The 10,821-nt window shown below is 73.0% G+C and carries 13 protein-coding genes and 1 pseudogene; 9 read left to right on the top strand and 5 right to left on the bottom strand.

Annotated features, from left to right (window positions below):
* Nucleotides 1–54: 54 nt before the first annotated feature.
* From pstS to AB0J67_RS35965, 4 genes are all read right to left on the bottom strand, one after another.
* Nucleotides 55–1,098 carry a phosphate ABC transporter substrate-binding protein PstS gene (gene pstS, locus AB0J67_RS35980; RefSeq protein ID WP_363489388.1) on the bottom strand — a complete coding sequence of 348 codons (1,044 nt, stop codon included), beginning with the start codon at nt 1,096–1,098 and terminating at the stop codon, nt 55–57.
* Nucleotides 1,099–1,292: 194 nt separating this feature from the next.
* Entirely contained in the window at nt 1,293–2,807 is a 1,515-nt protein-coding gene (locus AB0J67_RS35975; RefSeq protein ID WP_363489386.1) for a hypothetical protein, read from the bottom strand.
* 43 nt (nt 2,808–2,850) lie between these two features.
* Nucleotides 2,851–3,801, bottom strand: a complete 951-nt coding sequence (mshD, locus tag AB0J67_RS35970) for a mycothiol synthase (RefSeq protein ID WP_363489384.1) — start codon at nt 3,799–3,801, stop codon at nt 2,851–2,853.
* A gap of 225 nt (nt 3,802–4,026) precedes the next feature.
* The gene (locus tag AB0J67_RS35965) at nt 4,027–4,770 is read right to left on the bottom strand and encodes a response regulator transcription factor (RefSeq protein WP_363489382.1); all 744 of its coding nucleotides are present in this window, start codon (nt 4,768–4,770) and stop codon (nt 4,027–4,029) included.
* 599 nt (nt 4,771–5,369) lie between these two features.
* Between AB0J67_RS35965 and AB0J67_RS35960 the strand changes: the two genes are divergently transcribed.
* The 6 genes from AB0J67_RS35960 to AB0J67_RS35935 all read left to right on the top strand — a co-directional run bounded on the left by AB0J67_RS35960 (nt 5,370) and on the right by AB0J67_RS35935 (nt 9,350).
* Complete coding sequence (locus AB0J67_RS35960) at nt 5,370–6,218, top strand: hypothetical protein (protein ID WP_363489390.1); 849 nt, start codon at nt 5,370–5,372, stop codon at nt 6,216–6,218.
* Nucleotides 6,215–6,919 carry a DUF2993 domain-containing protein gene (locus tag AB0J67_RS35955; RefSeq protein ID WP_363489380.1) on the top strand — a complete coding sequence of 235 codons (705 nt, stop codon included), beginning with the start codon at nt 6,215–6,217 and terminating at the stop codon, nt 6,917–6,919. Before AB0J67_RS35960 ends, AB0J67_RS35955 begins: the two co-directional genes overlap by 4 nt.
* Nucleotides 6,920–6,983: 64 nt before the next feature.
* Entirely contained in the window at nt 6,984–7,091 is a 108-nt protein-coding gene (locus tag AB0J67_RS35950; RefSeq protein WP_363489378.1) for an Ms5788A family Cys-rich leader peptide, read from the top strand.
* A 245-nt stretch (nt 7,092–7,336) separates the two neighbouring features.
* Nucleotides 7,337–8,185 (top strand): sulfurtransferase, encoded by an 849-nt coding sequence (locus AB0J67_RS35945; RefSeq protein ID WP_363489376.1) that lies wholly within the window; start codon nt 7,337–7,339, stop codon nt 8,183–8,185.
* A gap of 5 nt (nt 8,186–8,190) precedes the next feature.
* Nucleotides 8,191–8,523: a DUF1416 domain-containing protein gene (locus tag AB0J67_RS35940; protein WP_363489374.1), complete on the top strand. Its 333-nt coding sequence runs from the start codon at nt 8,191–8,193 to the stop codon at nt 8,521–8,523.
* Between the two features lie 305 nt (nt 8,524–8,828).
* Nucleotides 8,829–9,350, top strand: coding sequence for a hypothetical protein (locus tag AB0J67_RS35935; protein ID WP_363489372.1), 522 nt, complete (start codon nt 8,829–8,831; stop codon nt 9,348–9,350).
* Nucleotides 9,351–9,419: 69 nt separating this feature from the next.
* Here the strand turns inward: AB0J67_RS35935 and AB0J67_RS35930 are convergent, their stop codons facing one another.
* Entirely contained in the window at nt 9,420–9,782 is a 363-nt protein-coding gene (locus tag AB0J67_RS35930) for a DsrE family protein (protein WP_363489370.1), read from the bottom strand.
* Between the two features lie 49 nt (nt 9,783–9,831).
* On the opposite strand from AB0J67_RS35930, the gene mtfM reads away from it, so the two are divergent.
* The 3 genes and pseudogenes from mtfM to AB0J67_RS35915 all read left to right on the top strand — a co-directional run.
* Nucleotides 9,832–9,936, top strand: coding sequence for a small membrane protein MtfM (gene mtfM, locus AB0J67_RS35925; protein WP_275411636.1), 105 nt, complete (start codon nt 9,832–9,834; stop codon nt 9,934–9,936).
* A 42-nt stretch (nt 9,937–9,978) separates the two neighbouring features.
* Nucleotides 9,979–10,572 carry an FABP family protein gene (locus AB0J67_RS35920; protein WP_363489368.1) on the top strand — a complete coding sequence of 198 codons (594 nt, stop codon included), beginning with the start codon at nt 9,979–9,981 and terminating at the stop codon, nt 10,570–10,572.
* A gap of 52 nt (nt 10,573–10,624) precedes the next feature.
* A pseudogene (locus AB0J67_RS35915) lies at nt 10,625–10,821 on the top strand (gfo/Idh/MocA family oxidoreductase); the annotation flags it as partial.

Raw genomic sequence — 10,821 nt, 5'->3', positions numbered from 1 at the left:
GCAGGCCGTCGACCTCACCCAGCAGCCGCCGCACCGGTCAGGTCAGATCGGCTTTCAGCTGATCTTGTCCAGCTGGGCGAGCGCCTTGGTCTGCAGCTCGGCCGGCAGGGTCGCGTAGTGCAGCTCGTTGGCCAGGTCCTTCGTGTCCTTCAGCAGGTAGGTCACAAACGCCTTGACCAGCTCCTTCTGCTTGGCGTCGGTGTAGGTCTTCTTCACCAGCAGGTAGGTCGGCGCGGTGATCGGGTAGCTGTCGGCACCGGCCGCGTTGAGCGGGTTGAAGGTCAGGTCGTCCTTGACCTCCGCACCGGCGAGCGCCGCGGTGGCGGCCTCCAGGGTCGGCTTGACGAACTTGCCGTCCTTGTTCTTGATCGCGGCGAAGGTCAGCTTGATGTCGGTCGCGTCGGCCAGGTCGACGTAGCCGATGCCGCCGTCGGCGGCCTGGATCAGCTGCGCGACACCGGTGTTCTTGGCACCGCCCTGGGTGTCGGCCGGCCACGCCACGGTGTCGCCGCTGCCGAGCTTCCACGCGGTGGGCGCCGCGGCGGCCAGGTACTTGGTGAAGTTGTTGGTGGTGCCCGAGCCGTCCGAGCGGTGCGCCACCGAGATGTTGGTGGCGGGCAGGGTCACGCCCGGGTTGTCGTTGGCGATCTCCGGCGCGTTCCAGACCTTGATGTCCCGCTGGAAGATCTTGGCCAGGGTGTCCGCGCTCAGCTGCAGGTTGTCGACGCCCTTGAGGTTGTACGACACGGTGATCGGCGCGGCCACGGTCGGCACGTAGAGGAAGGTGTCGGCCGGCACGCCGTCGGTGTCCTTGACGGTGCTGTCGGAGCCGGCGAAGTCGGTCAGGCCGGAGCCGAACTCCTTCTTGCCGGTGCCGGAGCCCACCGAGTTGTAGGTGACCTTGAAGTTCGGCGCCTCGTCCTTCAGGGCGAGGATCGCCTCCTGGTAGTACGTGTTCGGGAAGCTGGCGCCGGAGGCCTTCAGCTCACCGGAGAGAGCGGCCAGGCCGGTGCCGGCGCTGGCGGACGGGTCGGTGTCGCCGCCCTTCGAGGAGCAACCGGCAAGAGCAAGCGCAGCGATCGCGACACCTGCAAGCACGCGCCGAGAGAGCACGTTACGGTTCACTTCAGGGGTGCCTTCCTAGTCAGGGAGTTGCGGCCGTCACCGGCCTGACCCCGACATTGCACGCCCCAGGTAGACGGCTCTCCCGTGTCAGATGAACGTGGGGTGAACAGGCAAAACAAGACCGGTGACGGAAGGCGCAGCAGGGTGTGGCCGGAAAGTGAACGCGGTCACACGGCGCCGGCGAGGTCCGCCAGGGACAGCCGCCCCGGGCCGGGCGCGGTGGCGACCAGGCCGACCCGCCCGTCGCGCACGTCCCAGGCCAGCACCCGGCGCCCCTGGCGGGGCGCCACCCCCTGCCCGCCGGCGCAGTAGAGCAGCACCCGGCGCAGGTCGAGCCAGCCCAGCAGGCGCACCTCCCCGGCCGTCTCCTCGTCGACCGCCAGCAGCCGCCGCACCTCCCCGGTGCCCGGCTGCAGCACCGCCACGGCGGCGTCCGCGGGCCGGCCGAGGCCCGCCGGCAGCGCCTGCGGCTCGCACACCCGGGCGACCAGGCCACCCGTGCCCGCGACCGTGAACCCGGCGCCCCGGAACGGCCCCAGGTGCCCGGAGGCCTCACCGCCGACCGCGAGCGTGGCCGCCACCCACTGCGTGGCGTGGTGCTCCCAGCGCCGCACCCGGGCCGGGGCGGTGATCGGCTCCCCCACCGACAGCAGCTCCAGCATGGTGTCCGCCGCGGCCCCGGCCGCTGCCCGGCGGACCGCGACCGCGTCACGGGAGCCCAGCGGCGCCCCGAGCAGCCGGCCCGTGGCCACCTCCAGCAGCGCGTCCTCGCCGAACAGCAGGTGACCGGGGCCGAGCCAGACCACGACGGGCGCCCGCAGCAGGTGGTTGCGGGCACGGCCGGTCGCCATCTCGACCACCCGCCAACCGTCGGTCAGCGGGAACGCGGCGTACGCCCCGTCCGGCGACAGCGCCCCCTCGTCGAGGTGCCTGCCGGCCTGCTCCGGCGCCGCGTCCACCCGGCGCCAGGCGCCGTCGCGCCCGAGCGCCAGCACGTGCCCCGCCCCGCCGGACGTCAGCAGGGCCAGCGCGTGCGGCGCGGGCCGGGCGCTCAGCGCGGGCAGCTGCGCGACCGCGCCCGGCGACAGCTCCCGCGGCAGCTGGTCGACCAGCGCCCACGGCAGCCGCTGCTGCTCCCCCGCCGCCGCCAGCACGTCCACCCAGGGCATGTCCACCACGGCGCTGGGCAGGGCGGGGAACGGGGAGCGGGACGGGACCGGCGCGGGCGCGGCGGACAGGCCGCGCGCGCCCGTCGCGGCCAGCGCGGCGGCGACCACCCCGCCCGCCACCAGCAGGCGGCGGCGCAGCACGCCGCGCCCGCGCGCCCACAGCGCGGCAGCCTCCGCCGCGACGTCCACCGCCCGGCCGGGCCGCCGCGGCGGCGGGGTCCGGTCCAGTTCGAGCCGGACCCGCTGGTACGGCGCGGCGTCGCGCGCCTCGCGGTCGAACAGCCGGCGCAGGTACCGGTCGGCGGCCGCACCGGGGTCGGCGTGGTGCTCCTCGTCGCTGCTCCGCAGCCGGGTCCAGCGCAGGGCGACCAGGCTCAGCAGCTCCCGCGCCAGCGCCTCGGCCGGCGCGCCGTCGCCGTGCAGCTGCCGGGCGGCGTGCTCCAGGGGACGCAGCCGGCGCGCGACGTACTCCGCGAAGTCGGCGGGCACGGGCGGCGGCGCGGCGGAAGCCATGCCTAGATGGTGATGGATGTCATAAGGCTGCGGAAGGGGTCGGTCAGCTCCGCTGGAACAGCACGTCGGTGGACCAGCGGGCGAACCCGAGCCGCTGGTAGAGCGCGGTGGCCGCACTGTTGGACTCGTCGACGTACAGCATCACCTGGTCGAGGCCGCGAGCCCGCAGGTGCCGCAGCCCGGCCGCGGTCAGCGCCCGGCCCAGCCCGGTGCCGTGCGCGGACGGGTCCACGCCGAGCACGTACACCTCGCCGATCGGGTCGTGGTGGTGGGTCCGGCCGCCCGCCTCGGCGTCGCGGCGCAGCTCACCGTGCACCTTGGTCCAGTGGAACCCGGCCAGCTCACCGCCGCGCTCGGCCAGCAGGAAGCCCGCCGGGTCGAACCACGGCTCGGCCATCCGCACCCGCAGGTCGCGCAGCGTCCACCGGCCCTGCTCGGGATGCTCGGCGAAGGCCCGCGCGTTCAGGGCCAGCCAGGGCTCGTCGTCCACACCCGGCCGGAACGGCCGCAGCAGCACCCCGTCGGGCAGCTCGGGCTGGGGCACCTCGGCGAACAGCGAGCGGCGCATCTGCCACAGCACCCGGGCCCGGCGGAACCCCAGCGACAGCGCCAGCGCGCTGGCCGACGGGTGGTCGCCGTGCGCCCACAGCCGCAGCCGCCCCGCCGGGTCGGCCTCACCGGCCGCCTCGATCGCCGCCGTGACCAGCACGCGGCCCAGCCCGTGCCGGCGGCGCAGCGGGTGCACCACCAGCTCGGCGGACGGGCCGTCCACCGCGTCGGTGGTGTCGACGTGGGCGTATCCGGCCAGCTCGCCGTCGGGCGTACGCACGACCAGGTGCACCGCGGGGGCGTCGCCGCCGTGGCGCAGGTGCAGCATCGTGTGCTCGGAGAGGGGGTACGCCCCGTCGGTGTCCCCCGCCGCGCGCGCCAGCTCGGCGACGGCGGCGACCTCGTCCGGCGTCAGCCGGTCGCGCCGCTCGGCATACCCGATCATGGCGTCAGCGTAGCCCGCGGTGATTAAAACCTTTCGCGTCGAGCGGCGCGCGTCACCGACGCGGGCTCGTGCCCGCGGCGTTTCGTGCGGCGGCGGCACCGGCGGCGGCACGACCGCGACCGCTCCTGAGCAGACCGCGTCCGCCGAGAAGCCACGCCGTTCACGAAGACGGCTCGTGCCCGCGGCGGTGAGTCGCGGGCACGAGCCGGGAAGAGGCCGGGCGGATCAGATCGAGGGCAGATCGGCGAGCAGCTCGGCGGCTTCGGCCAGCGGGTCGCGGTCGGCGAGCTGCTGGCGCGAGGACGGCACCACGAACTTGTAGCCGACCTGGCGCACGGTGCCGATCATCGCCTCGTACTCGGAGCCGAGCTTGGCGCGCAGGCGCCGCACGTGCACGTCGACCGTGCGGGTGCCGCCGAAGTAGTCGTAGCCCCACACCTCGCGCAGCAGCTGGTCGCGGGTGAACACGCGGCCCGGGTGCTGCGCCAGGAACTTCAGCAGCTCGAACTCCTTGTAGGTGAGGTCGAGCGGGCGTCCCTTGAGCTTCGCGGCGTAGGTGTCGGGGTCGATGGTGAGCTCGCCGCCGCGGATCAGCCCGCCCGCCGCGGCGGTCGCGGAGGTCAGCCGGCCCACGGCCAGCCGCAGCCGGGCCTCGACCTCGGCCGGGCCCGCCCCGGCCAGGATGACGTCGTCCACACCCCAGTCGGCGTTGATGGCGACCAGGCCGGCCTCGGTGACGACCGCGATCAGCGGCACGCCGATGCCGGTGGCGTGCAGCATCCGGCAGGTGGCCCGGGCCTCGGACAGCTCGGAGCGAGCGTCGACGAGCACGGCGTCGGGGCTGGGGGCCGACACGAGCGTGCGCACGTCGCGGGGCGCGGTGCGGACGGTGTGGGGGAGCAGGTCGAGCGCGGGCAGCACGGCCGATGGTTCACCGGCACGTGCGGTCACCAGGAGCAGGATTTCCACGAAATCGCCTCCGTCCTCGCGGCAAGGCCGCGCGAGCAGCACATGGGGGCGTGGCTGGCCTCACGTCGGTCCCGGCGTCGCTGACGGGCGGGTAAAGCTGAAGCATAGTCGAGAACAATAGAAATACCAGCACCTCACCTGTTTGTCACTCATCACAGCTGCGCGCTGGACAATGTTTCGAGCAGTTTTCGCGCGCGTTGCGATCACCGCTGGCGGGCCGGCGGCCGTCCCGGGTCGTGGCGGACCCGGCGCCAGCACGGACCCGTCCGCCCGGCTCGCCCATTCGGCCGACCGTGAGGGTGCGCTCATGGGGGGTGAGGTGGCACGATCGTTGCGTGCTCGGTTCCCCTCCCGACGACAGCGTCCGCAATCGCAGGTCACCCGGCCCCCAGTTCGACGGGCCGCACCGGCCCGGCCCTGGCCCGGCCGGTCGTGGCCCTGCGCCCGTTCCCGTGCCCGCCGCCCGCGGCGGCGACGCGCGCGGTGCGGCCGAGCCCGGCCCCCGCTCCCGCCGGGAGGAGGCGGTCCAGGTGAAGGAGCGCGGCCGGCGCGGCCGCGCCGCCGAACCCGACGACGACCCCGAGCTCGACGACGACGGCCTGGAGCCGGCGATCGTGCCCGTCCGCCGGCTGCTGTCGCTGGCCGTCGCGGGCTTCGCGCTGCTGCTCGGCGTCGGCCTGGTGATGGGCGCGCAGACCGCGGGCGTGGGCGCCGGCCGCCTGCCCTACGCCGCGGTGATCTTCGGCGCCCAGCTGCTCTACGTCTTCGCCACCACCATGGCGATCCGCCCGCCCGCGGAGAAGATCGTCGCGGGCGTGGGCGTGGTCGCCGCGCTCGCCGCCGACGCCGCGGCCATCCTGCCGGACGTGGCGACGGTGGCGCCGCTCGGCGCGATCGCCGCGGGCGGCCTGGTCCTGGGCGTGGTCGGCCAGATGATCCGGCCCGAGGGGCGGGTCCAGGTCTCCGAGTCGCTCGCCTCGACCGTCGTGATCGTCCTGGGCGTGGTCTCCTTCGCGACATTGATTGTTTTGACACGCATCCCGGTGGGCACCCAAGCCATTGTGGTATGCCTCATCGCCAGCGGGATCGCTCTCGGCGTCGCCCGCCTCACCGACGTCGTCGCGCCGTACCCGCGGCTCGCCGACCAGGTGCCGCGCGGCTCGGCGGGCATCGTGCTGGGCGCCATGCTCGGCACCGCCGCCGCCGCCGTGATCGGCCGCTACCTGGTGGCGTTCACCCCGCACGAGGCCGCCCTGGTCGGCATGGCCGCCGCGGGCGCCGCGGTGCTCGCCGACCTCACCATCGGCTTCGCCGAGGCCGGCCGGGAGGTGGACGGCGAGGCGCCGACCATGTGGCTGGCCCGGCACATGCAGGGTCCGCTGGCGGGCTTCGCGCTGGCCGCACCGGTCGCCTACGTGATCAGCGTGGCCTTCCTGGTGCCCGCATGAAAAAGTTCCTCAGCATCACCATCGCGCTGCTGGTCGTGCTGGGGATCCTGCTGGCCGTCGCGGACCGCGTCGGCGTGCACTACGCCGAGCGGGAGATCGGCGACCGGGTCGCCACGCGCCTGCAGAGCCAGGGCATCACCTCCACGCCGCCCGAGGTGAAGGTGCAGGGCATCCCGTTCCTTACCCAGGTCGCCGCGGGGCGCTACGACGAGATCGAGCTGACCATGCGCGATCTGAAGGGCGGTCAGCTGCCCCTGCCACTGCTCACCGTCTCGGCGTACGACGTCGAGGCGCCCCTGTCGCAGCTCATGGACGGCACCGCGCGGCCGGTCGCGGCCAGGGTCGACGGCGTCGCGACGGTGTCCTACGCCAGCCTGGTCGAGGCCAGCGGCCTGTCCGGGGTCACCCTCCGCTCGGCGGGCGAGAACGTCGTCGAGGTCAGCGGCAAGCTGCCGCTGATCGGCGCGGTCAGCGGCAAGGCCGAGGTGACCATCGTCGACGGCAAGGTACGGCTGCGCGTCACCGAGCTGCGCGGCGTCGCCGGCGCCATCCGGCAGTCGATCATCGATGCGTACCGGGACCGGCTCGCGGTGACGCTCAGCCCGCCGAAGCTGCCCTTCGAGATGGAGCTGCAAGACGTCACGACCGAGCCGACCGGCATCCTGGTGGCTTTCGCCGCCACCGATGTGGAACTGGCCTGACCAGCCGGGAAGCGGACCACCATCCGGGTAGACGATCCCGGATGGTGGACGACACATTCCCGAAATGAGGACGCTGCTGGTAGGGTCACAGACTATGAGTCCGCTGCTTACCAAGCGGCGCGCGGTCGACCTGTGCCGCGTGGCCACGTGCCTGTGTTGCCCCGTCTTCTGACGGCGGCATAGTAACGCGCACCCGATCGCGCAAGTGATCGTCTAGCAGCCGAAACACTGACTCGCATCCAGCCGCTCACCGCTGAGCAGGCCATCCCCGCCAGTCAGCTGCCGCCGTCGCCATGTACCCGGTGAAACCCCCTGTGGAACCGTACGCGGCGGCGTTTTTCTTTTCCCGCTCGTGCTCCCGGTGGCGTCACCAGCCAAGACGTTTTCGACCCAGCCATATCCCAAGGGAGACCTTCCATGAGTCGCGAATCCGCCCTCGTCTCAGCCGACTGGGCCGAGAAGAACATCGGCGCACCCGGCGTGGTGTTCGTCGAGGTCGACGAGGACACCACCGCGTACGACGGCGGCCACATCGCCGGTGCGGTAAAGCTGGACTGGCGCCAGGACCTGCAGGACCCGGTGCGCCGTGACTTCGTGAACAAGGAGCAGTTCGAGGCGCTCCTGTCCTCGCGCGGCATCGGCAACGACGACACCGTCGTGCTCTACGGCGGCAACAACAACTGGTTCGCCGCGTACGCCTACTGGTACTTCAAGCTCTACGGCCACGGCGACGTCAAGCTGCTCGACGGCGGCCGCAAGAAGTGGGAGCTCGACGCCCGCCCGCTGTCCAAGGACGCGGTGTCCCGCCCCGCGACGCAGTACGTCGCCAAGGACCAGGACCTGACCATCCGCGCGTTCCGCGACGACGTCGTCAAGGCGATCGGCGTGCAGAACCTGGTCGACGTCCGCTCGCCCGACGAGTACGCCGGCCGCCTGCTGGCCCCCGCCCACCTGCCGCAGGAGCAGGCGCAGCGGGCCGGCCACATCCCGACCGCGCTCAGCGTGCCGTGGTCCAAGGCCGCGAACGAGGACGGCACCTTCAAGTCCGACGCCGAGCTGACCGCGCTCTACGCCGAGGCCGGCATCGACGACAGCAAGGACACCATCGCGTACTGCCGCATCGGCGAGCGCTCCTCGCACACCTGGTTCGTGCTGCAGGAGATCCTCGGCAAGCAGAACGTGAAGAACTACGACGGATCCTGGACCGAGTACGGCTCGCTCGTCGGCGTGCCGGTGGCTCTGGGCGACGAGCCCGGGAAGGCGTGATCACCATGACCGCACAGACCGCTTCGACTGTCGCGGCCGGTTGCGCCGCGCCCGACCAGGCCGCCCCGCTGCCGCTCAGCGTCGACCTGGAGAAGGAGACCGTGATCACCGGCATCGTGCAGGCCGCCGGTGGCGACCCGGTCGCCGGGGCGTACGTCCGGCTGCTCGACCGCACCGGCGAGTTCACCGCCGAGGTCGTGACCTCGCCGGCGGGCCAGTTCCGCTTCTTCGCCGCGCCGGGCACCTGGCAGCTGCGCGCCCTGTCCCGCTTCGGCAACGGTGACGCCACCGTCACCGCCGACCGCGGCGTCAACCAGGTCGCCCTCGCCGTCGCCTGATCCTCCGGAAAGGAAGGGCACCTTCTTAACGCTATGCGTTGTAGAAGGTGCCCTTCTTCACGTTCTGCGGTCAGGTGGACGGGTGCGGGTCCGGAGCGGGGTGGGAGATTGCGGTCTGCGGTCACATGACGTGCTTGGGCCGCAGATCCTGACCAAAGAAAGCGATCATCCTCCGTCCGGGCGCGGATCCGCCGTCCGCCGCCACGGTCCACGGTCGCGCGCCGCTGCGGCCGACGTGCGTCGGCCGCCGTGCCGCCGCCTGATCCGATGAGGGCGGGCGGCGCGGGCGTGACACCATGAAGCGCGTGACGATCGACGCGCCCGCCTCCGAGACGGCTCCGCAGCCGGAGCCGCAGACGCCGCCCAGCCGCCGCAAGCTGTGGACGGCGCTCGTGGTGGCCTGGGCGCTGCTGCTGGTCGTGCTGGGCATCTGGTCGGCCCGCAACGATCCGCCGTCACTGCGCGACCAGACCACCATGGCTTCGGCCAAGGCGACCGTCGACCAGGCGATGGGCCGGGTCACCGCCCGCGTCCCGGCCGGCTGGACGGTCCAGGACGGCGGGTACGCCGAGCGCGACTGCCGCCTCAGCGCGGCCCGCGACGGCGTCTCCGCGGTGCGTACGCTCACGCTCAGCGGCCCGGTCGGGGCCGAGCCGGGCACGGTCCAGGAGCTGGCCGCCGGGCTGCCGGACGCGCTCGCCCGGCCCGCCGACGGCCCCAAGGAGGCGTTCTACTGGGACGCCGGAAACTACGTGGCGGTGCGCGGCGAGGTGGCCGGCGAGGGCACGGTGACCGTCGAGTTCATCACCGGCTGCCGCGTCCCCTGAGGTGGACCGCGTTAAAAAGGTGCCCTTCCTCCACCCATGGCGTTAAGAAGGTGCCCTTCCTTTCCCTCGCTAGTAGACGAGGGCCTGGGCGTCGTCGGTGAGGGTCTCCTCGACGAAGACGGCGGCGCCGGCGATGCGTACGCCGTCGATGACGTCGTGGGGGGTGATGCCGCGGCGGGCGGCGCACTGGGTGCACAGGGTGACCGTGCCGCCGGCGAGGACAGCGGCCAGCAGGTCGGGCAGGGGTGCGGAGTGCGGCAGCTCGAACTCGGCGGCCCGGCCCGGCAGGGCGAACCAGCTCGACTCGCCGGTCAGCCACAGCGACACCTCGGCGCCCGCGGCGACGGCGGTGGCCGCGACCGTGAAGGCCTGCGCGCAGCGCTCCGGCGCGTCGGCTCCGGCGGTGATCTTCACGATGAGTTTACGTGCCACGTCCGACAGCCTACGCGCGGCGCCTGAGGCGTACTCATAGGATCTACCCGTGGTCACCGAGATCGGGTTCGTCAGCCTGCTGGTCGCGGGCTTCGGCGCGCTCGCCGGGGGCTTGGCCTACCTGGCCGTGAAGATCTCCCGGGGACGCTGGTGAGCCGTCGCCCCGGGCAGCCGCCTGACGAAGAGGGTTGAAACGGTGAGTACAGAAGAGAACCCGCTGCAGCCGCCGCCGTGGCTGAACGCGCCGCCGGTCGACCCGTACCCGTACGAGGAGACCCACGACCTGCGGCAGGGCCCGGACCTGCACCCCGACCTGCTGGACCTGCTGCCGTTCATCGGGCTGTGGCGGGGCCGGGGCCGGGGCGGTTACCCGACGATCGAGGACTTCGACTACGCGCAGGAGATCCGGATCAGCCACGACGGCCGGCCGTTCCTGCACTACGAGGCCCGGGCGTGGATCCTCGACGCGGAGTCCAAGCCGGCCCGGCCGGGCGGCCGCGAGTCCGGCTGGTGGCGGCCCGCGGGCAAGGACTCCGACGAGGTCGAGGCGATCATGACCACGCCGACCGGCATCATGGAGCTCTACCTCGGCAAGGTCGAGGCGAACCCGCCGCGCGTCGAGATGGTCACCGACTTCGTCGCGCGCACCTCCACCGCCAAGGAGGTCACCGCCGGGCACCGGCTCTACGGCATCGTCGAGGGCGCGCTGCTGTACGCCCAGGACATGGCCGCGGTCGGCGAGGGCCTGACGCCGCACCTGAGCGCGCGCCTGATCCGGGTCGGCGGCTGAGCTGTGACATGCGGAGCCCGGGCTGCTGCTTAACCGGTGTAGCTTCAGCTCCGTGACTGATCAGATTCGTTGGGGCGTTCTCGCCACGGGCGGGATCGCCGCACGCTTCGCGCGCGAGCTGGCGCTCGTGCCGGACGCGGAACTGGTGGCGGTGGGTTCGCGGACGGCGTCGTCCGCCGAGGCCTTCGCCGCCGAGCACGGGGTGGCCCGCAGCCACGGCTCGTGGGAGGCGCTGGCCGCCGACCCGGA

Source organism: Catellatospora sp. NPDC049609, assembly GCF_040675365.1.
Lineage (GTDB): Bacteria > Actinomycetota > Actinomycetes > Mycobacteriales > Micromonosporaceae > Catellatospora.
The sequence above is the reverse complement of the archived record's forward strand: the minus strand, read 5'-3'. Positions and strand labels throughout refer to the sequence as shown.

What these genes read in the sequence shown, in the direction of transcription:
- AB0J67_RS35975 (WP_363489386.1), bottom strand. Translation starts at nt 2,807, where the DNA reads ATGGCTTCCGCCGCGCCGCCGCCCGTGCCCGCCGACTTCGCGGAGTAC.
- mshD (WP_363489384.1), bottom strand. Translation starts at nt 3,801, where the DNA reads ATGATCGGGTATGCCGAGCGGCGCGACCGGCTGACGCCGGACGAGGTC.
- AB0J67_RS35955 (WP_363489380.1), top strand. Translation starts at nt 6,215, where the DNA reads ATGAAAAAGTTCCTCAGCATCACCATCGCGCTGCTGGTCGTGCTGGGG.
- AB0J67_RS35950 (WP_363489378.1), top strand. Translation starts at nt 6,984, where the DNA reads ATGAGGACGCTGCTGGTAGGGTCACAGACTATGAGTCCGCTGCTTACC.
- AB0J67_RS35945 (WP_363489376.1), top strand. Translation starts at nt 7,337, where the DNA reads ATGAGTCGCGAATCCGCCCTCGTCTCAGCCGACTGGGCCGAGAAGAAC.
- AB0J67_RS35940 (WP_363489374.1), top strand. Translation starts at nt 8,191, where the DNA reads ATGACCGCACAGACCGCTTCGACTGTCGCGGCCGGTTGCGCCGCGCCC.